General features: G+C 65.4%; 27 protein-coding genes and 1 pseudogene. 15 read left to right on the forward strand and 13 right to left on the reverse strand.

The features are described from left to right. Nucleotides 1-27: 27 nt before the first annotated feature. The gene (locus ACNQVK_RS14315; protein WP_084622191.1) at nt 28-747 is read right to left on the reverse strand and encodes a TetR/AcrR family transcriptional regulator; all 720 of its coding nucleotides are present in this window, start codon (nt 745-747) and stop codon (nt 28-30) included. 208 nt (nt 748-955) lie between these two features. On the opposite strand from ACNQVK_RS14315, the gene ACNQVK_RS14320 reads away from it, so the two are divergent. Next, nucleotides 956-1,738 (forward strand): enoyl-CoA hydratase, encoded by a 783-nt coding sequence (locus tag ACNQVK_RS14320; protein WP_418034161.1) that lies wholly within the window; start codon nt 956-958, stop codon nt 1,736-1,738. 16 nt (nt 1,739-1,754) lie between these two features. Continuing rightward, the gene (locus ACNQVK_RS14325; protein ID WP_418030031.1) at nt 1,755-3,236 is read left to right on the forward strand and encodes an adenylate/guanylate cyclase domain-containing protein; all 1,482 of its coding nucleotides are present in this window, start codon (nt 1,755-1,757) and stop codon (nt 3,234-3,236) included. 71 nt (nt 3,237-3,307) lie between these two features. Here the strand turns inward: ACNQVK_RS14325 and ACNQVK_RS14330 are convergent, their stop codons facing one another. The 7 genes from ACNQVK_RS14330 to ACNQVK_RS14360 form a co-directional block, all read right to left on the reverse strand. Continuing rightward, nucleotides 3,308-4,057 carry an acyl-CoA dehydrogenase family protein gene (locus ACNQVK_RS14330; protein WP_409551675.1) on the reverse strand — a complete coding sequence of 250 codons (750 nt, stop codon included), beginning with the start codon at nt 4,055-4,057 and terminating at the stop codon, nt 3,308-3,310. A gap of 60 nt (nt 4,058-4,117) precedes the next feature. After that, complete coding sequence (locus tag ACNQVK_RS14335) at nt 4,118-5,239, reverse strand: acyl-CoA dehydrogenase family protein (RefSeq protein WP_418030032.1); 1,122 nt, start codon at nt 5,237-5,239, stop codon at nt 4,118-4,120. 61 nt (nt 5,240-5,300) lie between these two features. Beyond that, nucleotides 5,301-5,747 (reverse strand): nuclear transport factor 2 family protein, encoded by a 447-nt coding sequence (locus tag ACNQVK_RS14340; RefSeq protein ID WP_019344217.1) that lies wholly within the window; start codon nt 5,745-5,747, stop codon nt 5,301-5,303. Next, complete coding sequence (locus ACNQVK_RS14345; protein ID WP_418030033.1) at nt 5,731-6,972, reverse strand: amidohydrolase family protein; 1,242 nt, start codon at nt 6,970-6,972, stop codon at nt 5,731-5,733. The genes ACNQVK_RS14340 and ACNQVK_RS14345 overlap by 17 nt, the downstream gene beginning before the upstream one ends. A gap of 2 nt (nt 6,973-6,974) precedes the next feature. Continuing rightward, nucleotides 6,975-7,304 (reverse strand): hypothetical protein, encoded by a 330-nt coding sequence (locus tag ACNQVK_RS14350; RefSeq protein WP_409551584.1) that lies wholly within the window; start codon nt 7,302-7,304, stop codon nt 6,975-6,977. After that, a complete protein-coding gene (locus ACNQVK_RS14355; protein WP_418030034.1) occupies nt 7,297-8,646 on the reverse strand; it encodes an aromatic ring-hydroxylating oxygenase subunit alpha in 1,350 nt (449 codons plus the stop codon). Before ACNQVK_RS14355 ends, ACNQVK_RS14350 begins: the two co-directional genes overlap by 8 nt. A 25-nt stretch (nt 8,647-8,671) precedes the next feature. Continuing rightward, complete coding sequence (locus tag ACNQVK_RS14360) at nt 8,672-9,202, reverse strand: carboxymuconolactone decarboxylase family protein (RefSeq protein ID WP_418030035.1); 531 nt, start codon at nt 9,200-9,202, stop codon at nt 8,672-8,674. Between the two features lie 237 nt (nt 9,203-9,439). On the opposite strand from ACNQVK_RS14360, the gene ACNQVK_RS14365 reads away from it, so the two are divergent. From ACNQVK_RS14365 to ACNQVK_RS14405, 9 genes are all read left to right on the forward strand, one after another. After that, nucleotides 9,440-10,735, forward strand: a complete 1,296-nt coding sequence (locus tag ACNQVK_RS14365; protein WP_418030037.1) for an amidohydrolase family protein — start codon at nt 9,440-9,442, stop codon at nt 10,733-10,735. 52 nt (nt 10,736-10,787) lie between these two features. After that, a complete protein-coding gene (locus ACNQVK_RS14370) occupies nt 10,788-11,966 on the forward strand; it encodes an acyl-CoA dehydrogenase family protein (RefSeq protein ID WP_273735657.1) in 1,179 nt (392 codons plus the stop codon). 17 nt (nt 11,967-11,983) lie between these two features. Continuing rightward, nucleotides 11,984-12,742 (forward strand): SDR family oxidoreductase, encoded by a 759-nt coding sequence (locus ACNQVK_RS14375; protein WP_044522284.1) that lies wholly within the window; start codon nt 11,984-11,986, stop codon nt 12,740-12,742. A gap of 4 nt (nt 12,743-12,746) precedes the next feature. Continuing rightward, nucleotides 12,747-13,997, forward strand: a complete 1,251-nt coding sequence (locus ACNQVK_RS14380) for a CaiB/BaiF CoA transferase family protein (RefSeq protein ID WP_418030038.1) — start codon at nt 12,747-12,749, stop codon at nt 13,995-13,997. A 17-nt stretch (nt 13,998-14,014) separates the two neighbouring features. Further along, complete coding sequence (locus ACNQVK_RS14385; RefSeq protein ID WP_418030039.1) at nt 14,015-15,172, forward strand: thiolase family protein; 1,158 nt, start codon at nt 14,015-14,017, stop codon at nt 15,170-15,172. Nucleotides 15,173-15,187: 15 nt separating this feature from the next. After that, nucleotides 15,188-16,336 carry an acyl-CoA dehydrogenase family protein gene (locus ACNQVK_RS14390; protein WP_418030040.1) on the forward strand — a complete coding sequence of 383 codons (1,149 nt, stop codon included), beginning with the start codon at nt 15,188-15,190 and terminating at the stop codon, nt 16,334-16,336. A gap of 126 nt (nt 16,337-16,462) precedes the next feature. Beyond that, complete coding sequence (locus ACNQVK_RS14395) at nt 16,463-17,107, forward strand: TetR/AcrR family transcriptional regulator (protein WP_418034162.1); 645 nt, start codon at nt 16,463-16,465, stop codon at nt 17,105-17,107. A gap of 14 nt (nt 17,108-17,121) precedes the next feature. Then, nucleotides 17,122-17,625: a hypothetical protein gene (locus tag ACNQVK_RS14400; protein WP_044524118.1), complete on the forward strand. Its 504-nt coding sequence runs from the start codon at nt 17,122-17,124 to the stop codon at nt 17,623-17,625. A 67-nt stretch (nt 17,626-17,692) separates the two neighbouring features. Beyond that, nucleotides 17,693-17,962: a hypothetical protein gene (locus ACNQVK_RS14405; protein WP_418030041.1), complete on the forward strand. Its 270-nt coding sequence runs from the start codon at nt 17,693-17,695 to the stop codon at nt 17,960-17,962. A gap of 87 nt (nt 17,963-18,049) precedes the next feature. Here the strand turns inward: ACNQVK_RS14405 and ACNQVK_RS14410 are convergent, their stop codons facing one another. Further along, the gene (locus tag ACNQVK_RS14410) at nt 18,050-19,264 is read right to left on the reverse strand and encodes a cytochrome P450 (protein WP_418030042.1); all 1,215 of its coding nucleotides are present in this window, start codon (nt 19,262-19,264) and stop codon (nt 18,050-18,052) included. A 178-nt stretch (nt 19,265-19,442) separates the two neighbouring features. Between ACNQVK_RS14410 and ACNQVK_RS14415 the strand changes: the two genes are divergently transcribed. Continuing rightward, a complete protein-coding gene (locus ACNQVK_RS14415; protein WP_418030043.1) occupies nt 19,443-19,799 on the forward strand; it encodes a limonene-1,2-epoxide hydrolase family protein in 357 nt (118 codons plus the stop codon). Here ACNQVK_RS14415 and ACNQVK_RS14420 read toward each other — a convergent pair. From ACNQVK_RS14420 to ACNQVK_RS14435, 4 genes are read right to left on the reverse strand one after another with little or no spacing between them, the layout of a single operon-like run. Beyond that, the gene (locus ACNQVK_RS14420) at nt 19,756-20,757 is read right to left on the reverse strand and encodes an NADPH:quinone oxidoreductase family protein (RefSeq protein ID WP_418030044.1); all 1,002 of its coding nucleotides are present in this window, start codon (nt 20,755-20,757) and stop codon (nt 19,756-19,758) included. The two genes, ACNQVK_RS14415 and ACNQVK_RS14420, sit on opposite strands and share 44 nt — an antisense overlap. Then, the gene (locus tag ACNQVK_RS14425) at nt 20,754-21,743 is read right to left on the reverse strand and encodes a phosphotransferase family protein (RefSeq protein WP_418034163.1); all 990 of its coding nucleotides are present in this window, start codon (nt 21,741-21,743) and stop codon (nt 20,754-20,756) included. Before ACNQVK_RS14425 ends, ACNQVK_RS14420 begins: the two co-directional genes overlap by 4 nt. Before the next feature lie 32 nt (nt 21,744-21,775). Beyond that, nucleotides 21,776-23,083 (reverse strand): acyl-CoA dehydrogenase family protein, encoded by a 1,308-nt coding sequence (locus ACNQVK_RS14430; RefSeq protein WP_418030045.1) that lies wholly within the window; start codon nt 23,081-23,083, stop codon nt 21,776-21,778. A 14-nt stretch (nt 23,084-23,097) separates the two neighbouring features. Continuing rightward, a complete protein-coding gene (locus tag ACNQVK_RS14435; RefSeq protein ID WP_418030046.1) occupies nt 23,098-23,754 on the reverse strand; it encodes a TetR/AcrR family transcriptional regulator in 657 nt (218 codons plus the stop codon). Between the two features lie 202 nt (nt 23,755-23,956). On the opposite strand from ACNQVK_RS14435, the pseudogene ACNQVK_RS14440 reads away from it, so the two are divergent. The 3 genes and pseudogenes from ACNQVK_RS14440 to ACNQVK_RS14450 all read left to right on the forward strand — a co-directional run. Next, nucleotides 23,957-24,133, forward strand: a pseudogene (locus ACNQVK_RS14440) (short-chain dehydrogenase); the annotation flags it as partial. Between the two features lie 140 nt (nt 24,134-24,273). Beyond that, nucleotides 24,274-25,554: a cytochrome P450 gene (locus ACNQVK_RS14445; protein ID WP_418030047.1), complete on the forward strand. Its 1,281-nt coding sequence runs from the start codon at nt 24,274-24,276 to the stop codon at nt 25,552-25,554. Continuing rightward, a complete protein-coding gene (locus ACNQVK_RS14450) occupies nt 25,554-25,748 on the forward strand; it encodes a ferredoxin (RefSeq protein WP_418030048.1) in 195 nt (64 codons plus the stop codon). Before ACNQVK_RS14445 ends, ACNQVK_RS14450 begins: the two co-directional genes overlap by 1 nt. The last annotated feature ends 9 nt before the right edge of the window (nt 25,749-25,757 follow it).

The following is a 25,757-nucleotide window of genomic DNA, read 5'->3' on the forward strand; positions in this document are numbered from 1 at the left end:
CTGTCTCTAGGAGAACGAAATTCTCAGCTAGCTGGCGGCGAATCCGTTGGCGACGAAGTCCCAGACCTCGTCGGCGGTGATCGGGTGGATCGACGCCTCATCGGTGCCGCCGCTGGATTGTGCGACGAACATCACCGTCTGCATGGTCATCGCGGCCATCCGTCGCGGGTTGATCCCCGTGCGCAGCTGGCCGGCCTCCGAGGCCTCCTCCATGAGCTCGGTGAGCAGGGCCAGCAGCGGTGCGTGGGCGACCTTGACCTCCGACGGGTGCGACACCAGCAAACGCGGCGCGAAGTCGGTGAACAGCGGACGCTTGGCGGCCGGATCGGGCCGAGACGACTCGAAAAGCAGCTGGATGGCGACCTTGAGCCGCTCGATCGGCTCGCCCTGGGTCGAGGTGGCGGCCCGGATCTGGTCGGCCGAGCGGCTCAATGCGTCCTCGAACAGCGCGAGCAGGAGCTCGTGCTTACCGTCGAACTGCAGGTAGAAGCTCCGCAGTGACTGGCGGGAGCGGTCGACGACCTCTTGCACGGTGAAGTCGGTGCTGCCCTTTTCGATGATGATCGCCTGGGCCGCGTCCAGGAAGCGTTGCACGCGCTGGGCGGCGCGCAACTTTGCGGTTTTGATCGACCGCTCGACAGCTCGTTGCTTCCACGCGGGTTCTTCGCCAGCGGTAGTCACTGGCGGCTCCGACGCTTGTCGAGTGGGGAGAACATGAACTGACTGTACCGGAGAACGCCTTGCCATTGTGGTGCCAGACCCCCTCGCGGCCAACGTGTCGGAGATTGTAACTTTCGTACTGTGAGAATAGTATTCTCATGAAGGGAATTATAGAAGTCCTTTGAGAAGAAGGGTTTCACATCAAATCTGGCGCCGCCCGGGGTGCTGTTTGCGGGGTGGCTGCCGCGGTCGCGGAGGCGGCTGTCGTGTGGCAGCTGTGAACAGAAGGAAATACGTGTACATCGACTACGACGTTGCCGATTCGATCGCCACGATCACGCTCAACCGGCCCGAAGCGGCCAATGCGCAGAACCCGGAGCTGCTCGATGAGCTCGACGCCGCGTGGACCAGGGCCGCCGACGACCGCGATGTGAAGGTGATCGTGCTGCGGGCCAACGGCAAACACTTCTCCGCGGGACATGACCTGCGCGGCGGTGGGCCGGTGCCCGACAAGATCACGCTGGAATTCCTCATCGAGCACGAGTCGCGGCGCTATCTGGAGTGCACACTGCGGTGGCGGAATGTGCCCAAGCCGTCGATCGCGGCGGTACAGGGACGCTGCATCTCGGGTGGCCTTCTGCTCTGCTGGCCGTGCGACCTGATCCTGGCCGCGGACGACGCGCTGTTCTCCGATCCGGTGGCCCTGATGGGCATCGGCGGCGTCGAATACCACGGCCACACCTGGGAGCTCGGTGCCCGCAAGGCCAAGGAGATCCTGTTCACCGGTCGGGCATTGACCGCCGAGGAGGCCGAACGCACCGGCATGGTCAACCGGGTGGTGCCGCGTGATGAACTCGACGCCCAGACTGCTGAGCTGGCCGCGCAGATCGCGCAGATGCCGGCGTTCGCGCTCCGTCAGGCCAAGCGCGCGGTCAATCAGACCCTCGACGTACAGGGCTTCTACGCCGCGATCCAATCGGTGTTCGATATTCACCAGACCGGGCACGGCAATGCGCTTAGCGTCAGCGGATGGCCGGTGCTGATGGATATCGACGGAATGAAGCAGAACATCAAGTAGGCCCGGGCCTCTGAAGATGGGGGCGATCCGGCTCAGCGTGAGCTACGCGGCCAGGCAGATCTATGCGCAGACCACCGCCGCGGCGGCGGTGACGCTCGTGGTGCTCGCGCTGAGCCGCAACACCGTCGGTGATGCGCGCCAGCTGATGACCCAGGCGAACCTGGTCGCGCTGATCGCTCTCATGGTCGCGGCGGCGATCGTCGACACCATCGTCGGCTGGGTCAACGTCCATCCGACCTTCAAATGGTATGCCGCGGGCGAGAATCCGACGGCGCAACAGCAGCGCGCCGCCATGCGTATCGCGCCGCGCCAGACCATCATCCAGTTCACCACGTGGGCGGTGAGCGCCGTGGTGTACACCCTCGTCAACCTCGATGCCGGGGGAGGTGTCGCCTATGTGATGGGGGGTGCGATCCTCTTCGGTGGCATAGCGGCCGCCTGTATGGGATTTCTGGTGACGCAACGGATGTTGCGGCCGATCGTGGCGGCGTCGTTGACCGCGTCTTCGGCCACGATGGTCCGGATGCCGGGCGTGCTGGCTCGCCTGATCACCATCTGGACGCTGTTCAGCGGGCTGCCCATATTGGGGATCGCGTTGATCGTGCTGGCGCGCTCCAACGGCTGGTTCGTGCAGAAGACGGCGCCGGTCGAGGCCGCGGTGCTCGTGCTGGCCATCGTCTCGCTGATCTTCGGTCTGCGGTCGATGTTTCTGGTTGCGCGGTCTGTCTCCGACCCGATCGGGGAAGTCGTGCTGGCCATGAAAGCCGTCGAAAGAGGCTGGTCGGGTGTCTCGGTCAAGGTGTATGAGTCCTCCGAGATCGGCCGGCTCCAATACGGATTCAACCGGATGCTGGCCGGCCTGGCCGAGCGGAACCGGTTGCGCGTCCTGTTCGGGCGGTATGTCGGCGTCGACGTGGCCCGCCATGCCCTGGAGCAGGGCGCGGCGGTCACCGGCGATGTGCGGGAGGCCGCAGTGCTCTATGTCGACCTGGTCGGCTCGACTGCGTTGGGTGCCTCGCGTCCGCCGCAGGAGGTGGCGCAGCTGCTGAACGGATTCTTCAAGATCGTGGTGGACACGGTCGAGCACCACCACGGCCTGATCAACAAGTTCGAGGGCGATGCCGTGCTGGCTGTCTTCGGTGCACCGCTACGGCTCGACAACCCGGCCTCCTCGGCGCTGGCCACCGCGCGGGCGCTGGTGCCGCGGCTCCACGAGCTACCGGATGTGGAGTTCGGCGTCGGCATTTCGTGCGGCTCTGTGTTCGCGGGCAACATCGGCGCCGAGAACCGCTACGAGTACACCGTGATCGGCGACGCGGTCAACGAGGCGGCGCGGTTGGCCGACCACGCCAAGGACCGCGAGTCGACGGTGTTGTGCTCGGGAAGCGCGCTGGCCCACGCCGATGCCGACGAAGGCGAGCACTGGGTGGTGCGCGGTTCGACGGTGTTGCGTGGCCGCTCGACGGCCACCGTCTTCGCCGAGCCCGTCACCCCTTAGCGCGAGCTGACGCGTCGGTACCCGGAGATCCGTTTCCCGGGGTACCTCCGCGTCTGCTCGGCAGAAAAACGCTACAGCTGGGCCAAGCGAGGGACGGTGCCTCGGGCCCGCAGACCGGCGCCGGCCTTGCGGGTGAGTTCCCTTGAACTACCCAGCAATCCGTCGAGCACGAGAACCCGCTTCACGTGGTTGTGCAGCTCATGCTCCTCGGTGAACCCGATGCCGCCGAGCACCTGCTGGCAGTGCCTGGCCGCGGTCAGCGCGGCTTTACCCGCGGCGGCCTTGGCCAGCAGCGAGTTCAGGTCGACGTTGTCCGCACCGGGCAGGCTCAGCGTCGCCTCGGCACCTTCGATGGCCACGAGTGTCTCGGCCAGTCGATGCCGCACGGCCTGGAAGGACGAGATCGGCTTGCCGAACTGGACGCGGTCCAGTGCGTGCTGCCGGGCCAGGGCCAGCATTCCGCGGGCCGAGCCGACCAGCCACCAGCCCAGCGCGCGGCGCGCCTCCGATACCCGCAGCAACTGGCCGTCGGGCACTTCCCGCAGTGGCAGGCCGCCCATTGTGTCGACCGCGCTGTCCGGGTTTTCGTTGCGTTCCCACACCACCCAGATGCCACCGGCATAGGGCATCGGTGGCGTACCGCCGGGCAGGCCGCCGATGGTCTCAAGCAGCACATCGTTGAGAATCGATGCGTGCGAACCTGTTTCGCCCAGCAGGCGGAACACCAGAGGCATGGCCACCTCCGGCATGTCGGACAGCATCTCGGCCCAGCCGAGTTCGGCCAGCGCGGCATCCAGCTTGGCTCCCGAGGCCGACAGCATGGTCTTGCGCAGGGTGTCTTCGAGCAGGCCGAGGGATTCGGTATCCAAATCGGTCACGCCTCACTCCTTCCCGAGGTCCAGCAGGCGACGCGCGATGATGTTGCGTTGCACTTCGGCCGTGCCGCCGTAGATTGTCGACGCGCGCGAATACAGGTATTCGGTGCGCCATTCGGAGTCTTTGAGTTCGATGACGCCGGGCATCAGGTTGCGCGCGGTGTCGTAGAGCAGCTGTTCGGCAGTCGCCAGCAGTACCTTGTCGATCGAGGTGTCGGGTCCGAGCTTGTGGCCCTTGGCCAGCCGGTGCTGGGTTGCCGCCGAACGGCAGCGCAGCGTGTGCAGGGCCAGGTAGACCTCTCCGAGGTCCGGATCCACCACCTGCCCTTGCCGTTTCACCGCTTCGACGAGTGCGTCGAACCGTGAGTACAGGTAGGCGATGCGCTGCCAGAAGCAGGTCGACCGCTCGTAGGGCAGCAGGTCCATCGCCAGCTGCCAGCCGTCGCCGGGCTTGCCGAGCATCCGGCTCGCGTCGACCTCGACATCGTCGAAGTACACCTCGCAGAACTCATCGACATCGTGCATGGTGCGCAACGGCCGGACCGTGATGCCGGGGGAGTCGGTGTCGACGAAGAACGCGGTGATCGCCTGGTGGTTGGGTGTGTCCGCATCGCCGGTGCGGGTGAGCAGGATGCACCGGTGCGAGTATTGCGCGAAGCTGGTCCAGACCTTCTGGCCGTTGATGACCCATTTGTCACCGCGCTGTACCGCGCGTGTGGTCAGTGATGCCAGGTCGCTGCCCGAGCCGGGTTCGGAGAACCCTTGGCACCATTGCTCTTCGCCGGAGAGAAGTTTCGGCACCATCTCGGCGGCCAGTTCCTTGGGCGCGTAGTCGATCATCGTCGGCGCCAGCACTTCCAGCATCGAGTAGGGGCCGGGCTCGGCCAGTCTGCGGCCCACGACCTCCTCGCCGACGATTGCGCGCAGCATCTCCGGACCACCCAGGCCGCCGGCGTGCTCGGGCCAGCCGTAGCGGCTCCAGCCGCCGTCGTACAGTCCCTTCTGCACGCGGGCGAACTGGCGCATATGACCTTCCAGCGAGTGGTCATCGGGTGGCGTCAGGTCATTCTCGGCGAGCCAATCCTGCAGCGCCGTGCGGAAAGCCGCTGGTTCGAATAGATCGCTCATGCGGTTGCCTCGCATGCTCGGCTCCCGCATTTCAGATGTGTCATTCGCTCGCTACGCTCGCTCATCCGGCTTCCGGCCTGCCGATCGCGTGCGGCCGGCCGTGGTCGTGATCGCCACTACGCCGGATGAACGTCATCGCGCGGGTCTTCAGTCGCCAGCCCTCCGCGGTCCGCTCGTAGGTGTCGCGGTAGTAGCCGATGCGCATGTCGTGTTTGGAGTGCTCGATGAAGCACAGCGGCTGTGTGCCTGAGGCGGTATCGGCCCCTTCGACCAGGTCGATCAGGGCGGTACCGGTCATGAACAGGCCCTTGGGGGCGGCGTCCACCAGTACCGGGAAGCGATTGAGCGTGTAGGTCTCGCCGAATGCGCTGTACGTGCCGTCGGGGGTGAAAACACTGATCAGACCGTCGATGTCGCCCTGGGTGATGGTCACCGCGTATTTGGCGAGCACCTGCTGGATCTCGATCAGATCCTCGGTCCGCGTCGGGGAATCAGTTGATGTGCTCATTGCGGAAGACCTTACCGCCTTTCATTACAAAATCTACATGCTGTGTAACGGTGATGTCTTCGAGTGGATTGCCCGGCACTGCGATGATGTCGGCGAGCAGGCCTTCTGCCAGCCGGCCCCGGTCGGTGACGTTGATCAGATCGGCGGCGATCGTGGTGGCTGACCGCAGCACCGCGGCCGGTGGCATGCCCCACTCGACCAGCGTGACGAGTTCGTCGGCGTTCTTGCCGTGCGGGATGGCAGGCGCGTCGGTACCCACCGCGATCTTCACCCCGGCCTCGTACGCCGCCTTGATGGAGGTCTCGGCTTTGGGGAACATCTCGGCTGCCTTGTCCTGCAGCACCTTCGGTGCCTTCGAGACGTCCATGGCCTGGGCCAGCCGACGGGTGGTGACCAGGAACCGGTCGTTGTCGACCAGCTTCTGGATGGCCTCGTCGTCCATCAGGAATCCGTGCTCGATGCAGTCGATGCCGCAGTCCACGGCATGTTTGACCGCCTCGGCGCCGTGGGTGTGGGCCGCGACGCGCAGCCCGCGCCGGTGCGCCTCGTCGACGATGACGCGCAGTTCCTCGTCCGAATAATGTTGTGCCCCAGCCTCACCGGTCAGCGACATGACGCCGCCCGAGCAGCACACCTTGATCAGCTGGGCCCCGTGCTTGATCTGGTAGCGCACCGCCTTGCGGATCTCATCGACACCGTTGGCGATGCCTTCCTCGATGGTCAGCTCCAGCACGCCCGGCATGAACGCCGCGAACATCGTCGGATCCAGGTGGCCGCCGGTGGGCGTGATGGCGTGACCGGCGGGGATGATGCGCGGACCGTCGATCCACCCGGCATCGATGGCCTTGCCCAGGGCGACGTCGAGCAGGTAGCCGCCGGTCTTGACGAACAACCCGAGGTTGCGAACTGTGGTGAACCCGGCGCGCAGGGTGCGACGGGCGTTGCCCACCGCGCGCAGCACGCGGGTCGGGGGATCATCCTGCACCTGGGACAGGCCGGGGTTCTCACCGCGGCCGCCCATCAACAGGTTGACTTCCATGTCCATGAGGCCGGGCAGCAGGATGGAGTCGCCGAGATCGATGATCTCGTCGTCAGGACCGATGACTGGGTCTGATTTGCCGTCTCCGACGGCCACGATGCGGTCGCCGTCGACACGGACAATGCCGGGACGAATGATCGTCCCGGCATCGACGTCGACAAGACCCGCAGCTTTGAGGGTCAGCACGACTAAACCACCGGCTCCTTGATGAGATTGACGTAGGCCGCACCGCTGTCGAGCACCCGCGGTTGCTTCCACACCTCGATCGGGAAGCTCACCATGACGACGGACTGTCCGAGGTGCACCAGCGCCTTGGCGTCATCCGGCATGCTCGCCAGCGGGAAGCGGGCATCGACGTAGACCATGATGTCCTCGAGGCGCGCCATGCCGGCGTCGTAGAGTTCCTGCATCTCGTCCATGGTCGAGTTGAGGCGCTTCTGATACCGCTCCTCCTCGGTGGGCAGGCACCAGTCGCTGAACCGCTCCAGGTCGGCGAATTCTTCAGGCAACTTAGACATTTGCGGCATCCTTTTCTGCGGCCTTCTCGCTCGGGGCGGCGTGATTGCCGTTCGTCGAACCATTCCCGTTGGTCTTGGCTTCTTTGTACCGGTCGACGTAATTGTGGGCCGTGTGGTGCAGGTGGCGCAGCAGGATCTCCTGGTCGCACAGCGGGAAGTCGAGCACGGCCCGGGTGCCGATCTGCGTCTGGGTGGCTTCCAGGGTGTTGGCGTCCTGGAACGCGTACTCCTTGAACGTCACCGCGGCCAGTTCCTGGGACAGCCGTTCGCGCAGGTTCTTCGGCGGCACGAAGTACAGGTCGGCTTCGAAGATGTGGCTGTCCACACCGGTCGGCCAGTAGTTGTAGGTCAGGTACCAGCCCGGCGCCCAGAAGAGCAGGGTGAAGTTCGGGAAGAACTCGAACGAGTCCTGGCCCCACGTCGCATGCCGGCCGGGGTTGATCGCCGGCGGCAACTCGTCGGGCAGGACGCCCTTGATGTCTGGGCGATCCCACGGCCCGAACAGGCCACTGTGCAGGATGCGCTCGATGGGCTTGACCATCTTCAGATCCTTCGGCGGGCTCATGCCACCCCAGGACGAGATCATCGAGTGATCACCCTTGATGTCGTAGTGCAGCGCCTCGAAGCCGAACTTGGCCAGCTTCTCGGCTTCCTCCTTCTCCGCCTGCTTCATGTGCAGGATCGGCGCGTGGTAGAACTCGACGAACGCGTCGATGAAGAGCTTCCAGTTGGCCTTGATCTCGGAGCGGTAGCTGTAATGCTCGGTCATCTCGTGGAACGGATAACCCTTGAGGCCCTCGGCGAACTCGCCCAGGTACTCCTCGAGCGACACCGCGTCGTCGTCGAAGTTGACGAAGATGAAGCCTTCCCACACCTCGCAGCGCACGGGCTTGAGCGGGTAGTCGGCCTTGTCGACGTCGAAGAACTCCTGCTCCTGCTGGATGAACGTCAGGTCGCCCTTGAGGTCGTAACGCCAGGCGTGGTACTTGCAGACGAACTGCCGGCAGCTGCCGGAGACCTCTTCGCCCGGGTAGTCGTTCCAGACCAGCTTGTTGCCGCGGTGGCGGCACAGGTTGTAGAAGGCGCGGATCTGCTCGCCGTCGTTGACGATGATGATCGAGGTGCCGGGGCCGACCGACGGCAGTTCGCGGGTGATGTACCGGCCCTTCTTGGGAATCAGCTCCACGCGGCCCATCTGCAGCCAGGTCTTGCGGAAGATGGCCTGCTGCTCCAGCTTCCAGTGTTCGGGATCGATCGAGTCCTCGTAGTTGACCGGGCCGGTGCCCAGTTCGGGCCAATTCTCGGTCCAGCTGCCGGCAGCCGGCTTCGGGAAGAACGCCATCATCTACCTCTACTTTCTTCTTGAGTCAGTGGCCGGATTCCGGCGCGATTCCAAAGGTGTTGTAAGCCATGGCCATCAGGCCGTAGCCGCCGATCGTGAAGACCAGGTCCATGCGCTGGCGCTCGGTGAGGTGCTCGCTCAGGGCGGCCCAGGTGCCGTCCGAGATCTCCGATTGCCCGTCGAGTTCGTCGACGGAGTCGAGCACGAGTTGATCCAGGGGAGTGGAGCCTTCGCCGCTCGTACTGCTCGCGATCCGCTCATCGGTGAGGCCCTCGGACTTGCCGATGAACGCGTGGTGCGTCCACTCGTACTCGCATTTCTTGCGGTGGGCGATCCGCAGGATGGCAAGCTCGCGCATCTGCGGGTCCAGCGTCGAGCGGAACAGCAGATGATTGCTGAACCGGAGGAACGCCTTGGTCAGCGCCGGGTGGCGGGCCAGCGTCGACAGCGCGGTGCCCGCTCCCTCGGGATTGAGCCGCTCCTCCGGAAGCATGACCGACAACGCTCGTCGCACATCGTCGTCCCACTCCTCGGCGGGCAAGGGGGCCAAGCGCACGGGGCGGTTCTCCTCTCGATGACCCAGCTCCGACTCTCGGTTGCGAGAATCAGGTTCTCATTTCCGACTAAGAGGTTTCCATCTTTTGCGGCGATGGTCAACAAGAACGTGTGTGTTTGTGTGGTGACCTGGCTAAATCTCCTCGTCAACCGCCACAGACATTGATTCTCTCTAGATGAGAAGCTAGTTTTCTCTCATAGAGAACCAATGTGACGGCCAACGGGACGGAGCGAGGCAGTGAACAAAGACGACATGATCTTGATCAGCGTCGACGACCACATCATCGAACCGCCGAACATGTTCAAGAACCACCTTCCGGAGAAGTACCGCGACGAGGCGCCACGGTTGGTGCACAACCCCGACGGCAGCGACACCTGGCAGTTCCGCGACACGGTGATCCCGAATGTGGCGCTCAACGCGGTGGCGGGCCGGCCGAAAGAGGAGTACGGACTGGAGCCCCAGGGGCTCGACGAGATCCGCAAGGGCTGCTACGACCCCAACGAGCGGGTCAAGGACATGAACGCCGGCGGCGTGCTGGCCACGATGAACTTCCCCTCGTTCCCGGGTTTCGCGGCGCGGTTGTTCGCCACCGAGGATGCGGAGTTCTCGCTGGCGCTGGTGCAGGCCTACAACGACTGGCACATCGACGAGTGGTGTGGATCCAACCCCGGACGGTTCATTCCGATGGCCATTCCGGCGATCTGGGATCCGCAGCTGTGCGCCGACGAGGTGCGCCGGGTATCGAAGAAGGGCGTGCACTCGCTGACCTTCACCGAGAACCCGTCGACACTGGGCTACCCGTCCTTCCATGACCTGGAGTACTGGAAGCCGTTGTGGGAGGCCCTGGTCGACACCGACACCGTGATGAACGTGCACATCGGATCGTCGGGAAAGCTGGCGATCACCGCCCCGGATGCCCCGATGGACGTGATGATCACCCTGCAGCCGATGAACATCGTGCAGGCCGCGGCCGACCTGCTGTGGTCCGCGCCGATCAAGGCATACCCCGACCTCAAGATCGCGCTGTCCGAAGGCGGCACCGGGTGGATTCCGTACTTCCTGGACCGGGTGGACCGCACCTACGACATGCACTCGACGTGGACGCACCAGGACTTCGGCGACAAGTTGCCCTCGGAGGTGTTCCGGGAGCACTTCATGACGTGCTTCATCTCCGACCCCGTCGGCGTGAAGAACCGCCACGAGATCGGGGTGGACAACATCTGCTGGGAGATGGATTACCCGCACAGTGACTCGATGTGGCCCGGGGCCCCCGAGGAGTTGAGCGCGGTGTTCGAAACCTACGAGGTTCCCGACGACGAGATCAACAAGATCACCCACGAGAACGCCATGCGGCTGTACCACTTCGATCCGTTCGTCCACGTCCCCAAGGAGCAGGCGACCGTCGGTGCGCTGCGCAAGCAGGCCGAGGGGCACGATGTCTCCATCCGCGCGTTGAGCCACAAGGAGAAGACCGGCACCACCTTCGCCGACTTCCAGGCCAACGCCAAAGCCGTTGCCGGCGCGCGAGACTGAACGCCGAGACGATCGGCCGAGAAAAATAGGAGAGCACACAGTGTCGGGCGGTATGAACTTCGAGCTGACCGAGGACCAGCAGCTGATCCGCAATTCCGTTGCGGAGCTGGCGGGCAAGTTCGACGATCACTATTGGATGACCAAGGATCAGGCCCACGAGTTCCCGCAGGAGTTCTACGACGCCATCGCCGGCGGGGGATGGCTCGGGATGACCATCCCCGAGGAGTACGGCGGGCACGGCCTCGGCATCACCGAGGCCACCATCCTGGCCGAGGAGGTGGCCCGGTCCGGCGGAGCCATGAACGCCGCGAGCGCCATCCACATGTCGATCTTCGGGATGCAGCCGGTGGTGGTGTTCGGCTCCGAGGAGATGAAGAAGGCGACGCTACCGCGCATCGTCGACGGAGATCTGCATGTGTGCTTCGGCGTCACCGAACCCGGTGCAGGCCTGGACACCTCGCGCATCACCACGTTCGCCAAGAAGGACGGCGACGGTTATGTGGTCAACGGCCGCAAGGTGTGGATCTCCAAAGCGCTCGAGTCCGAGAAGATCCTGCTGCTCACCCGTACCGAGTCGCGTGAGGATGTCGAGAAGCGCGGAGGGAAGCCGACCGAGGGCCTCACGCTGTTCCTGACCGACCTCGACCGCGATCACGTCGAGATCCGGCCCATCAACAAGATGGGCCGGAACGCGGTGAGCTCCAACGAGTTGTTCATCGACGATCTGCGGGTGCCGGCCGAGCACCGCATCGGCGAGGAGGGCAAGGGGTTCAAGTACATCCTGCACGGGCTCAACCCGGAGCGGATGCTGATCGCGGCCGAGGCGCTCGGCATCGGCCGGGTGGCGCTCGACCGTGCGGTGAAGTACGCCAACGAGCGGGTGGTGTTCGACCGGCCGATCGGCATGAACCAGGGCATCCAGTTCCCGCTGGCCGACTCGCTGGCCCGGCTCGACGCCGCCGAGTTGATCCTGCGCAAGGCCACCTGGCTCTACGACAACGGCAAGCCCTGCGGACGTGAGGCCAACATGGCCAAGTACCTGTGTGCCGATGCCGGATTCGGTGCGGCCGACCGTGCGCTGCAGACCCACGGCGGGATGGGGTACTCCGAGGAATACAACATCTCCCGGTTCTTCCGCGAGTCCCGGCTGATGAAGATCGCACCGGTGAGCCAGGAGATGATCCTGAACTTCCTCGCCGCCAACGTTCTCGGCCTGCCCAAGAGCTACTGAGGAGATTTCGAAGTTCAATGAGGACCTATTTCGACCTGACCGGACGTTCGGCGCTGGTGACCGGGGCCGGTGCCGGCATCGGCGCGGCGGTTTCGGAGGCACTCGCCGCGGCCGGCGCCTCGGTACTCGTCACCGATATCAGCGGTGACGCCGCGGCCGCGGTCGCCGAGCGCATCAATACCGCGGGCGGCAAGGCCGACAGTGCCGCGCTGGACGTCAGTGACCGTGACGCGGCGGTGGCCGCCGCCGCGCAGGCCGCCGCGCTGGGCGAGGGCAACCTGCACATCGTGGTCAACAACGCCGGCGTCACCTCACCGGCGATGTTCCCGAAGCTGACCGACGAGACGTTCCGGGTCACCTTCGACATCCACGTGATGGGCACCTTCCACGTCACCCAGGCCGCCCTGCCGCACATGCCGACCGACGGCACCGGCCGCGTCATCAACGTCACCTCGTCGGCCGGGATCACCGGCACGCTGGGGCAGGTCAACTACTCGGCGGCCAAGGCCGGCCTGATCGGTTTCACCAAATCGCTGGCACGGGAATTGGCGGCCAAGAACATCATGGTCAACGCGCTGGCGCCGCTGGCGGCCACGCCGATGACGGAGACCATCCGGACCAACGAGAAGTTCGCGGCCAACATGATGAACCGCATCCCGCTCAAGCGGTGGGCCGAGGCCGACGAGGTCGCGGGCGCGTTCGTCTTCCTGGCCTCCGATGCCGCGTCGTACATCACCGGGCAGGTTCTGCCGGTCGATGGCGGCATGGTTATGTGACGTTGTGAGCGAGTTTACGAGCGAACCATCAAGCACAGCGGCGGAATCCGCACTGCCCCTGGCCGGTATCACCGTCATCGCGATGGAGCAGGCGGTCTCCGCGCCGATGTGCACCCGGGTGCTCGCCGACTTCGGCGCCAGGGTGGTCAAGATCGAGAATCCCAAGGGGGGCGATTTCGCCCGCGACTACGACGATGTCGTGCTGGGGCAGGCGGCCCATTTCGTCTGGGCCAACCGGGGTAAGGAATCGATCACCCTCAATCTGAAGTCGCCGGAGGGCATGGAGGTGCTGCACCGGTTACTCGACGGTGCCGACGCCTTCGTGTCCAACCTCGCTCCCGGCGCCACCGCGCGCCTGGGGCTCGGGCCCGAGGACCTGAAGGTGCGCCATCCCCAGGTGATCCCCGTGGAGATCGATGGGTACGGCCCCGGCGGGCCCCTGTCGCACAAGCGCGCCTACGACCTGCTGGTGCAGGCCGAGTCCGGGTCGTGCGCGTCGACCGGCTATGCCGGGATGCCGGCCAAACCCGGTGCGGCGGTTGCGGATATCACCACAGGGCTGTATTCGGCGCTGTCGATCATGGCGCTGTTGCTCGGCCGGGCACGCAAGGGTGACACCGGTGCCGCACCGGCGGTGGCCGTCAGCCTGTTCGACACCATGACCGACATCATGGGATACCAGCTGGCCTACACCCAGCACTCCGGCGTCGACCAGGTTCCGCTGGGGATGAGTTCGCCGGCAGTGGCTCCGTACGGCGCGTTCGATACCCGCGACGGGCAGACCGTGGTGCTGGGAACGACCAACGACCGGGAATGGCAGCGGTTGGCCCGCGAGATCATCGAGCGTCCCGATCTGGCCGACGACCCGCGTTTCGCCACCAACTCCGATCGCTGCGCGCATCGGGACGAACTGAACAAGGCCATCGAATCCTGGTGCGCCCAGCATGATCTCGATGACATTCAGCGGACCGCCGATGATGCCGGGATCGGCAATTCGCGCTACAACCTGCCCAGTGAGGTCATCGCACACCCGCATCTGAAAGCGCGGGACCGGTGGCGTCAGGTCGGCACCCCCAACGGGGAGATCTCGGCCCTGCTGCCGCCGCCGGTGATCAGCGGCATGGAGTTGGGCATGGGTGCGGTGCCGGGGCTCGGCGAGCACACCGATGTCATCCTGGCCGGGATCGGCCTGAGTGCCGAGCAGATCGACGCCCTGCGGGAGCAGGGCGCAATCGGCCCGGCCTACCAGTCTTAGTTCCAGAGGAGAATCGCATGCGCGAAACTGTCATCGTCGAGGCCGTCCGTACCCCGGTGGGTAAGCGTAACGGCGGCCTGTCCGGATTCCACGCCGCCGATCTGTCGGCACTGGTGCTCAATGCGCTCGTGGAGCGGGCGGGCATCAGCCCCGACATCGTCGACGACGTCGTCTGGGGCTGCGTCTCGCAGGTCGGCGATCAATCAAGCAACATCGGCCGCTACTCGGTGCTGGCCGCGGGCTGGCCCGAACACATCCCGGGAACCACGGTCAACCGGGCGTGCGGATCGAGCCAGCAGGCACTGGATTTCGCGGTCCAGGCTGTCATGTCGGGCCAGCAGGACGTGGTCGTCGCGGGCGGTGTGGAGGTGATGAGCCGGGTCCCGCTGGGCGCGGCCCGGGCCACCGGTACTCCCTACGGTCCGAAGGTGTTCGAGCGGTACAAGGACTTTGCGTTCAACCAGGGCATCTCGGCCGAGATGATCTCGCAGAAGTGGGGTTTCAGCCGGACCCAGCTGGACGAGTACTCCGTCGCCTCGCATGAGCGGGCCGCGGCGGCCCAGGACCGCGGTGCCTTTGAGAACCAGATGATCACCGTGTTTCCCGACCCCGCCGATCAGCTGGACCCGGTGGTAGCCGACGAAGGCGTGCGCCGGGGCACCACGGTGGAGAAGCTTGCCGGTCTCAAACCCGCATTCGCCGAGGACGGCGTGATCCACGCGGGCAACTCGTCTCAGATCTCCGACGGCGCCGCGGCGCTGCTGGTGATGACCGAGGAACGTGCTGTGACGATGGGTCTTTCGCCGATCGCGCGGTACCGCGCGGGTGTGGTGACGGGAGCCGATCCGGTGCTGATGCTGACCGGGCCGATCCCGGCCACCGAGAAGGTGCTGCACAAGGCTGGCGTGCGTCTCGACGAGGTCGGCGTGTTCGAGGTGAACGAGGCCTTCGCCCCGGTGCCCATGGCGTGGCTCGCCGAGACAGGCGCCGACGAGGCCAAGCTGAACCCGCTCGGCGGCGCCATCGCGCTGGGGCACCCGCTTGGGGCGTCGGGCGCGGTGCTGATGACCCGGATGATCAATCACATGCGCGACAACGGAATTCGGTACGGCCTGCAGACCATGTGTGAGGGCGGCGGTACTGCCAACGCCACGCTGGTCGAGCTCATCGACTGACGCTAGGGAGAAGTAGTGCAACGCAATCTGTTCACCGAGGACCATGAGGCCTTCCGCGCGCTCGCGCGCGACTTCATCGAAAAGGAAGTCGTCCCTGCCTATCCCGAGTGGGAGAAGGGCGGCCGGATGCCCCGTGACGTCTTCAAGCACATGGGTGAACTCGGCATGCTCGGGATGGCGATCCCCGAGGAGTACGGCGGCGCCGGCATCGACGACTACCGGTACAACGTGGTGCTGCAGGAGGAGGCCGCCCGCGCCCTGGTGACGTTGTCGACGGTGCGCACGCAGCTCGAGGTGATCCTGCCGTACTTCCTGCACTACGCGAACGAAGAGCAGCGGCAGCGCTGGTTCCCCGGGCTGGCGGCGGGCACGCTGCTGACCGCGGTCGCGATGACCGAGCCGGGCACCGGATCGGATCTGGCCGGCATGCGCACCGCCGCGGTACGCGACGGTGACGAGTACGTGCTCAACGGCGCCAAGACGTTCATCACCGGTGGTATCCAGGCCGATCTGGTGGTCGTGGTGGCCCGGACGTCCACCGACCCGGACAACCGACGCAGGGGGTTGACGCTGCTGGTCGTCGAGGACGGCATGGCGGGCTTCGAGCGGGGCCGCGAGCTGGAGAAGATGGGCTGCAAGGTGCAGGACACCGCGGAGCTGTCGTTCAGCGATGTGCGGGTGCCGGTGGCCAACGTGCTGGGGGAGGAGGGCGAGGCGTTCAGCTACCTCGGCCACAACCTGGCCCAGGAGCGCCTCACCGTGGCCGTGGGGTCGGTGGCACAGGCCCGCTCGGCCATCGCCGCGGCCATCGGCTACACCAAGGATCGCAAAGCGTTCGGCCAGCCGGTCGCGTCCTTTCAGAACACCAAGTTCGAACTGGCGGCGTGCTCGACAGAGGTCGAAGCGGCACAGGCGATGCTCGATCGGGCGGTGGCGCTGCACGTCGACGGAGAGCTGTCGGGTGCCGACGCGGCCCGGGTGAAACTGTTCTGCACGGAGATGCAGGCGCGGGTGATCGATCGTTGCCTGCAGCTCTTCGGCGGGTACGGCTACATGATGGAGTACCCCATCGCGCGGCTCTACACGGATGCCCGGGTGTCCCGGATCTACGCCGGGACCAGCGAGGTCATGAAGGTGATCATCGCCAAGTCGCTGGGGCTCTGACCGGGCGTTCCCGGCGGTTGTGACGGCCGCCGGGAATCTCTTTCTCTGAGACACTTGTCACAGACGGTCAAACCAACCTACTGTGTGTTCACTAGGTTGGTTCGACGAAGGAGTCCGGTGGCTTCGGTGGTAGGGGCAGAGGCATCTTCAGCGGGCGCGAGGCCCTACGCGACGCTCCTGGCCAAGGGGGAAGACCGCAGGCAGCGGATACTTTCTGTGGCTGAGAAGCTGCTGGCTCGCAATGGGTGGCGCAACACCTCGCTGGCCCAGATCGCCCGGGAAGCCGGAGTCACGCCGGCCGGTCTGCTCCACCATTTCGAGTCGAAGGAGCAGCTGCTCAACGCCGTGCTCGACGCGCGCGATCACGACGACGACACCCACGCGGACCGGTCCGGGAACCTCGCCGACGAGATCAAGCGGGTGGCCGACCGGTTCGTCCGGGCGCCCGAGCTGGTCGGCACGTTCACCGTGCTGCTGGTCGAGAACATCCAACCCGATGCGCCACTGCACGATCGTTTGCTCAAACGGCAACAGGATGCGCGCGACATCGTCGCCGACATCATCACCCGCGGCCAGCTCGACGGTCGCTACCGCTCCGACTTCGACGCGGCCACCAAGGCCGTGGAGATCCTGGCATTCATCAATGGAATGGAGACCTCATGGCTACTCGATCCCTCGCTCCCGTTGACGGACGTGTTCAAGAGCTACGCCGAGATGCTGGGGCGGGAAATCGAGCAGCCGGGCGGCCGCAACGGGGCGGCCGGCCAGTGAGATTGGAGGACGACATGCGGTATCGGCTTGATGTGGTCGCCCCCTGCGTGGTCGACGCGGTCCGGTTCGCCGGTGGCTGGCTGGTCGACCGAGTGATGGCGGGGTGGGATGTCACGGTGCTGATCGGTGCCGACGAGGATGTCCGTCCGCTGGCGATTCTCGGGGTGGAGACCATGCCCCTGGAGTCTGTCCTTGAGTCCTGGGAAGACCGCCCGCACCCGCAGACCGTCGCGGTCGCCGCCGATCTGTTCAATACCGACGAGCGGGTTCGGCGCGGCGTCCTGGGCGCGCTGGAGCAGGGTCACACCGAGGTGACGTTGTGGGGCGACGAGTGTCCGGCGGACCTGAGCGTCGACCCCGTACGTCACGAACTATCCGCTGCCGCACGCGCTTTCAAGGCGCAGGCACTCGCTGCGGTCAACGATCCCGAGGCCAAGGTGGTCGGGACCACCGAGGCATTCCGCTGCGGCACGATGATCAGCCGCTCGGTGCCCGCAGACCTGATTCCGGCCAGCTGACGGAACATTTCTGCCAACCGCAGGTCAATTTCTGCCAGCGGAATTAACCCTCTGACCTCGATGTTCGATGGAACAGACCGGCGAAATGCAGTACCAGATCGCCGACCTGTGGGGCCGTAGCGCGACGCTCGGCGCCACCCGCAACACATCAGAAGAGGGCATCACAATGAAGAAGATCGGAGTCTCCACCCTGATCGCCGGCGGTCTGACCGCCGCCGTGTTCGGCTTCGCCGCGCCGGTCCAAGCCGACCCGGGCACCCCCATCGGACCGCACTACAGCGTCGACAACCACGACGAGGTCAACACCACGAACGGGTTTGTGGACCTTCCCTTCTGACCCTGCGCACAGATCGTCCACGCTGCGTACAGATCGCGAAAATCGCCAAGATCGCGATCTGTACGCAGTGTCGGCGTCAGGTGAGCGCTAGACGAAGGTGGGCATGGCGGCCCAGCCCCGCACCGCCGCGGTTTCCGACGGCTTGGCGTTGGCCCAGTCGACCTCCCACTCCGGGAAGCGTTTGAGGATCTCCTCCATGGCGATGCGGCCTTCCAGGCGTGCGAGCGCGTTGCCCATGCAGAAATGCGTTCCCGCACCGAAAGTCATGTGCGAGTGATGTTCCCGGTGAATGTCGAACACATCGCCGTCGGGCGCGAACCGGCGATGATCGCGGTTGGCCGCGCCGACGAGCATCAGCATCGCCGAACCCTCCGGGACGGTCTGGCCGTAGTACTCGACGTCGCGCGAGACGTAACGGGCGATCTGTAGGGCCGGTGGCTCCCAGCGCAGGATCTCCTCGATCGCGTCGGGGATCAGGTCCGGGCTGTTCACGAGATCGCGGCGCTGATCGGGATATTCGGCCAGCGTCTTGCCGGCCCAGCCGATCAGCCGCGTGGTGGTCTCAGAGCCCGCGGTGGCGATCACGGTCAGGTAGAGCAGCAGCTCGTCGCGGCGCAGCGTGCGCACCGTGCCGGTCTCGTCGGTGAACTCGGCGTTGAGCAGGTCGGTCATGATGTCGTCGGAGGGGTGTTCGCTCCGCCAGTCGATGAATTCGGCGAACACCTCACCGGTGGCCAGCGCATCGACGGTCTGACCCTGCAGGGTCTCTTCGCCGTGATCGGTGATGGCCCGCTGCCGGTCTTCCGGGATGCCCAGCAGCATGCCGATGACCCGCATCGGCATCTGCTCGCCGAGATCGTTGACGAAGTCGAACTTGTCCGTCCCGACCAGCGGATCCAGGCAGCGTGCGGTGAACTCACGGATCTGCGGCTCCAGCGCGAGCACCTTGCGCGGTGTGAACACCCGCGACAGCAGGTTGCGGTGGATGTTGTGGATCGGCGGATCCTCGAAGATCAACGTGCCCGGCGGGATCTCCATGCCGGACTTGATGATCTCGAGCAGCGCACCGCGACCGGAGATGAACGTCTCGTGGTCGATGACGCCCTTGTTGACATCGTCGAAGCGACTCAACGCGTAGAAGTCGTGCTGCTCGTTGTAGTAGAGCGGGGCTTCCTCCCTGATCCGGGCGAACACCGGGTAGGGATTCATGTTGAGTTCGATGTTGTACGGGTCGTAGTACAGATCGGCTTCGGTCGAAGTTGGCACGGCTGATCTCCTGACCAGATTGAATGGGCTGTGCATCTGCTTAGCAGGCCGAAGGTGGCCCGGTCAAGGAATCGGCCGACAGCGCCCGGCCTCGGACGGATTCGAAACTGGCCGTTGCGGATTGAAGTTCGATCTGGCCCGGAAGTGATGTCTATCGGAATTACACTTGGCCGGGCTAGTGTAAATGTCACTGACAACGGCCGATGGGGGACTGATGACCGCTGAGGAGATCGTGCGGGCCGAGATCGCGGCATGGGGGCGCAACGACGTCGACGAAGTCGTGAGTCACTTCGCCGAGGACGCCACCTTCGACATCGGGCCCGACTGGCCGAAGCTCTCGGGGCGCGACGCGATCCACGACATGATGAAGGTGTTCTTCGCCGGCGGGAACTGTGTAGACCTTGAGATCCTGCACCTCGCGGTGGCCGGGGATGTCGTGCTGATGGAACGGCGCGATCACTGGATCGTGGACGGCAAGCAGATGAGCTGGCCGGTGATGGGCGCCTACGAGGTGCGCGACGAGAAGATTACGGCCTGGCGGGAGTACTTCTATCCGCCGAAGGAGTCCTGAGTTCGATCACGACCTTGCCGACCGCTCTCCCGGAGGCCACTTCACGCAGCGCCGCGGTGGTCTCGGTCAGCGGATAGACCGCACCGACGTGTGGCCGAATGGTCCCGCCGGCCAGCAACTCCCGCAATTCCGCTTCATTGCGGGCGAACTGGTCCGGGTCGATGTCCTGGAACTGGAAGCCGAGGACCTCAATCCCCTTGACCAGTACCAGATTCAGCGGAATCCGGGGGATGACGCCCGAGGCGTAGCCGATCGTCACGAACCGGCCGCCGCGGCGCAACGCCCGCAACGCCGGCTCGGAAAGGTCGCCGCCTACCGGGTCGAGCACTGCGTGAGCGCCGTCGGGGAGCGCCTCTCGTAGGGTGGCGCGCAGGTCGCCCCGGGTGTGGTTGACTACCGAGACCGCACCGTATTGTTCTGCAGTGGAGAGCTTTTCGTCCGACGATGCGACTGCGGTGACCCGGGCACCGAGTGCCGTCGCGAGCTGCACGGCCGCCAGGCCGACGCCACCGCCGGCTCCGAGCACTATCACGTCGTCGCCCGGTCGGGTCCGGGCCACCGACCGGAGCGTGTGATAGGCGGTGCGGTGGGCCACTCCGAAAGCTGCCGCGGTCCGGTCGTCCACGCCGTCGGGGATCCGGGCCAGTCCGGCGGTCGCGACACACACCTGTTCGGCGAACGCTCCGAACAATCCGGTGCCGGTCACCCGGTCGCCGACGGCGAAACCGTCGGTGTCACCGGCTACTTCGGTCACCACCCCGGCGAACTCGCTCCCCGGGATGAACGGCACGGGAACCGTGATCTGGTACTGGTCGGCGACCAACAGCACGTCGGGAAAGTTGACCGCGGCCACGCCGACCTCGACTCGTACCTGGCCGGAGGCGATCGGGGGAGCGGGGAGTTCCTCGAGACGGACCACCTCGGGTGGCCCGTACTCGGGGCAGACCGCGGCCCTCACCGGTAGTCGCTGGATTCGGCGAGTTCGGCGGCCGAGGCCATCAGGTCGGTCACCACAGGGCCGAACGCCAGCAGCTTCTCGTCGTCGCCGGCCCGTTGAAAACCCTGCTCCAGCACGATCGCCAGTTTCCACTTGGCCAGCACCAGGTAGTAGTCGAGGTCGTCGACCTGGCGTCCTGACACGTGTGAGTAGTGCCCGACGACGTCGTCACGAGAGGGCATCCCGCGCATGTCGACGTAACCCATCTCGGACGGCTCGGGGTTGTCCGGATCGGAGGGCCACGATTGGACCATCCAGGCCAGGTCCAGCTTCGGATCGCCCACGGTGCCCATCTCCCAGTCCACGATGGCGGCCAGGCCGGCCGGGGCGCCGTGGCGGTACATCACGTTGGCGAACTGGTAGTCCCCGTGCATCAGGCCCGGGATGAAATCGAGCGGCTTGTGGGCCCGCAGCCAGTCGGTGGCGACCTCCAGCCCGGGCAACTCGCGGTTCTTGATCCGTTCGAGAAAACCGATCCAGCGGGAGACCTGGCGTTCGTGGAAGCCGTCGGGCCGACCGAGATCACCCAGTCCTTTGGCCTGCCAGTCGACCTTGGACAGCAGCGCGATGCCTTCGGCCAGCTGATAACTCAGCCCGGGGCGGGTACCCAGATCGGAGTCGAACGGCTCGGGCCAGCGGCCGTGGGTATCCATCGGGGACCAGCCGTCGACGAATCCCATCAGATAGAACGGCCGGCCCAGCACCTCGGGATCGGCGCACACCCCGACCGCGGCGGTGTGCGGGACCTCCGTGCCGTCGAGCGCCTCGATGATGCGCCACTCCCGCAGGATGCCCTTGTCCCGGTCCGGCGGGGCACCGGCCGGCGGCATCCGCAGGACGCAGTTGTGCTCGCCGCGGCGGATCTCGTAGATGACGTTCTGGGTTCCGCCGGAGAGGAAGCGGGCCTCAAGCGGCTCGCCCTTGCCCTCGAGTCCGGCGTTGTCCATCCAGTCGGCGAGGCGCGCCGTATCTATATCGCTCACAGATTGCCCACCTCTGCCTCAAGGTATTCGGCATACTTCGCCTTCGCGGCCTCGCGCTTGCGGGGTATCCACTCGGTGGGCCAGGTGTCGGTGGTCGGCTGGTAGTCCCGTAGCACCTGCCGGGCAACGGTGGTCTTGTGCACCTCGGTCGGGCCGTCGGCCAGCCCCATCACCGCAGCGCCGGTGACCATGCCCAGGAACGGCATCTCGTTGGTGACGCCGAGCGCGCCGTGGATCTGCATTGCCCGCCAAGCGATGTCGTGCAGCACGGTGGGCATCGCCACCTTGACCGCGGCGATGTCCTTGCGGACCTTCTTGTAGTCGTTGTACTTGTCGATCTCCCACGCGGTGTAGAGCACCATCAGCCGGAACTGCAGCAACTGGGCATAGGAGTCGGCGATGTAGCCCTGGACGAACTGCTTGTCGGACAGCCGGCTGCCCTGTGTCTCACGGCTGAGAGCGCGTTCGCACATCATGTCGAGCGCCTTCTGGGCGAGTCCGATCGTGCGCATCGCGTGGTGAATCCGGCCGCCGCCCAACCGGGTCTGGGCGATGACGAAGGCTTGCCCTTCGCCGCCGAGGAGGGCCTCGGCCGGTACCCGGACGTTGTCATAGTGGATCAACGCATGGCTGCCGGCATTGTCGGGTTCGCCGTACAGTCCGACGTTGCGGACGATCTTGACGCCGGGGGTGTCGGCGGGCACGAGGAACATCGACATGCCCTGGTAGGCGCTGACCTCAGGATTGGTGACCACCATGACGATCAGGAACGAGGCCGTTGCGGCGTTGGAGGAGAAGAACTTCCAACCATTGATAATCCAGCTCAACCCATCCGCATCCCTTACCGCGCTCGTGGTGAACAGCGTGGGGTCCGCACCGGCATGCGGTTCGGTCATCGAATAGCAGGAGAACAACTCTCCCTCGAGCAGCGGATGCAGGTACTGCTTCTTCTGCTCCTCGGTCCCGTAGTGGGCGATGATCTCGGCGTTTCCGGTATCGGGGGCCTGGCAGCCGAACACGATCGGCGCCCACTGCGAGCGGCCGAGAATCTCGTTCAGCAACGCCAGCTTGAGCTGTCCATAGCCTTGCCCACCGAGTTCCGGACCGAGATGCGTTGCCCACAGCCCCTTTTCGCGCACCTTCGCCTTGAGCGGATCGATCGCCTCGCGACGCTTGCCCTCCAGCTGCGTGAACTGCAGGTGCGGAAAGGCCAGGTCGAGCGGCTCGATCTGCTCGGTGACGAATTCGTCGGCCCAGTCCAGTAGTTCCTGATACTGCGGGTCGGTCTCGAAATCCCACGCCATCGGGGTCCTCCGATCTAGTTGTTGGTGATGTTGAAGCCGGTGACCATCGCGCTGATGTCACGCGCGACGACGTCGGTGAACGAGCGGTTGCCGAAACCGCCGCCGGCCCAGTGCCGGACGCCCTCGCTGACCAGGATCTGGGCCAGCCGGGACAGGTGGGACACGTCGACGTGCGCGCCGAGCTTGCCGTCGGCCTGGGCTCGGCTGAACAGCTCGCCGAACATGTCGGCGTCCTGGGTATCCGGGTCGACGTCGCCGGCCAGGATCCGGTGTTCGTGCCGGTACCCCTCCAGGATCGTCTCGACGATCAGCTCGGGTGGATTGCGCGCCATCGACCGCTCAAGGCTGCGCAGTGCCTCGGTGATGACGGCTGCCATGTCGTAGTCGCCGACCAGCAGCGATTTCACCCGCTTCTGCGCCAGCCGGGTGGAAGTAAGGCCCACCTCGAACAGCACGTCCTCTTTGGCCGGGAAATAGAAGTAGAACAGGGCCCGGGACACCCCTGCGGCCCGGCAGATGTCGGCGACCGTGGTCTTCGCGTAGCCGTTGGTGCGCCAGAGTGCCATCGCGGCCTGCACCAGATCGCGCTTGGTCCGGTGCGAGCGGGCCCGTTGGAAAGACGCGCGACGTTGACTGCTGTCAGCAACGTCGGTTGTGGTTCCCTTGGGCATATACGGCACTTTAACAGCGGATTCGGCTCTTGAAAATAGTTGACGTTCGTCTAACTATCTCCCCTTGAACCCACCCCTGCATGGTCATCGGATTCTGGTTGCCGGCGGTGCCTCGAGCATCGGGGTCGCCCGTCGGTGACCTGGGTGCAATGCGATGTCCGGGAAGCCGGAGCGGTTGATTCCATGACAGCCGCGGCGGTGCAGACCATGGGCGGCTGAACGTGTCACGGTGAACGCGCTCGCGCCGGCGGTCGACACCCCGGGCGTGGACCTGTTGCGGGAATTCCTCGGGCCGGATCTGGTGTTCCTGGCCGGCGGCGGAGCGGGCTTCATCACCGGCCAGTTGATCGCTGTGGACGGCGGACTGACGATGCTCGGTGGTTGGTTGAGAATACTATTCTTGCTGCTTGTCGCTGATAGCTCGGGGTGCGACGTTGACGCGCAACCGGTGCTGTGGAAATCTACTATTCGTAGAAGAGAGCCGCATTCTCATATGTGTGGCTGGAACGGGAGCAGCTGATGGCGATCGACCCAACCGGTATCGATTTTTTCCGCGATGAACGATTGGTCGACGACCCGTACCCATTCTTCGAGGCGCTGCGGAACAAGTGCCCGGTCACCCGTGAAGACCACTACAACGTGACCATGGTGACCGGCTGGGAAGAGGCGGTGCAGGTCTACAACGACGAGGAGACCTTCTCGTCCTGCGTGTCGGTCACCGGGCCGTTCCCGGGTTTCCCGGTCCCGCTGGAGGGGCGCAGCGCCGAAGAGGTGACCGCGCTCATCGACAAGCACCGCAACGATCTGCCGTTCAGCGATCAGCTGCCGACGCTGGATCCGCCCACCCACACCGATCACCGCTCGCTGTTGATGCGGTTGATCACGCCCAAGCGCCTCAAGGAGAACGAGGACGCCATGTGGCAGCTGGCCGACGAGGTGCTCGACAGCTACCTGGCGCCCGGCGGCGGCGAGTTCATCAAAGGCTTCGCCGGTCCGTTCACGCTCCTGGTGATCGCCGATCTGCTCGGTATCCCGCCCGAGGACCGGGAAGGCTTCGTCAACGGCATCAAGCAGCATTCCGGCGGCGGCATCGGCAGCACCAGCAAGGAATCGCTGTCACACAGCCCGCTGGAGTTCCTCTACGGCCAGTTCTCCGACTACATCTCGGATCGCCGCGCCAACCCGCGTGACGACGTCCTCACCGGCCTGGCCGAGGCCACGTTCCCGGACGGCGGCATCCCGGACGTCGGCGATGTCGCGCGGGTGGCGACGAATGTCTTCTCGGCCGGGCAGGAGACCACGGTTCGTCTGCTCAGCACCGCGTTGAAGGTCTTGGGTGAACAGCCGGAGATCCAGCAGCGGCTTCGGGCTGACCGCAGCCTGATCCCGAACTTCATCGAGGAGGCGCTGCGCATCGAGAGCCCGGTCAAGGGCGACTTCCGGCTGTCGCGCTGCCCGGTGACGATCGGTGACGCCGAGTTGAATGCCGGTACCACGGTGATGGTGCTCAACGGTGCGGCCAACCGCGATCCGCGGCGCTTCGAGGATCCCGACACCTTCGACCCGGCGCGCAAAAATGCCCGCCAGCACCTGGCTTTCGGCCGCGGCATCCACAGCTGCCCCGGTGCCCCGTTGGCACGTGCCGAGACCCGCGTCGGTATCGAGCGGTTGCTGGACCGGACCACCGACATCCGGATCTCCGAGGCCGCGCACGGTTCGGACGGCGACCGTCGCTACAACTACATCCCCACCTTCATCCTGCGCGGGCTGACCGAACTGCACCTGGAGTTCGACAGCTGATGCGGGTCCAGGTTGACGAGGACCGTTGCGCCGGCCATGGCATGTGCCTGACGCTGTGCCCCGAGGTCTTCGAGATGTCAGACGATGGTTGGGCAGTGGCCGATCCGGAAGAGGTTCCGGCCGGCCTTGAGGATGCGGCACGCGAGGCGATACAGAATTGCCCGGAGCGGGCAATCAGCGAAATCGAAGGCTAGAGAAGGAGT

Origin of the sequence: Mycobacterium sp. 134, from assembly GCF_048282715.1 — a bacterium.
Classification (GTDB): domain Bacteria; phylum Actinomycetota; class Actinomycetes; order Mycobacteriales; family Mycobacteriaceae; genus Mycobacterium; species Mycobacterium septicum.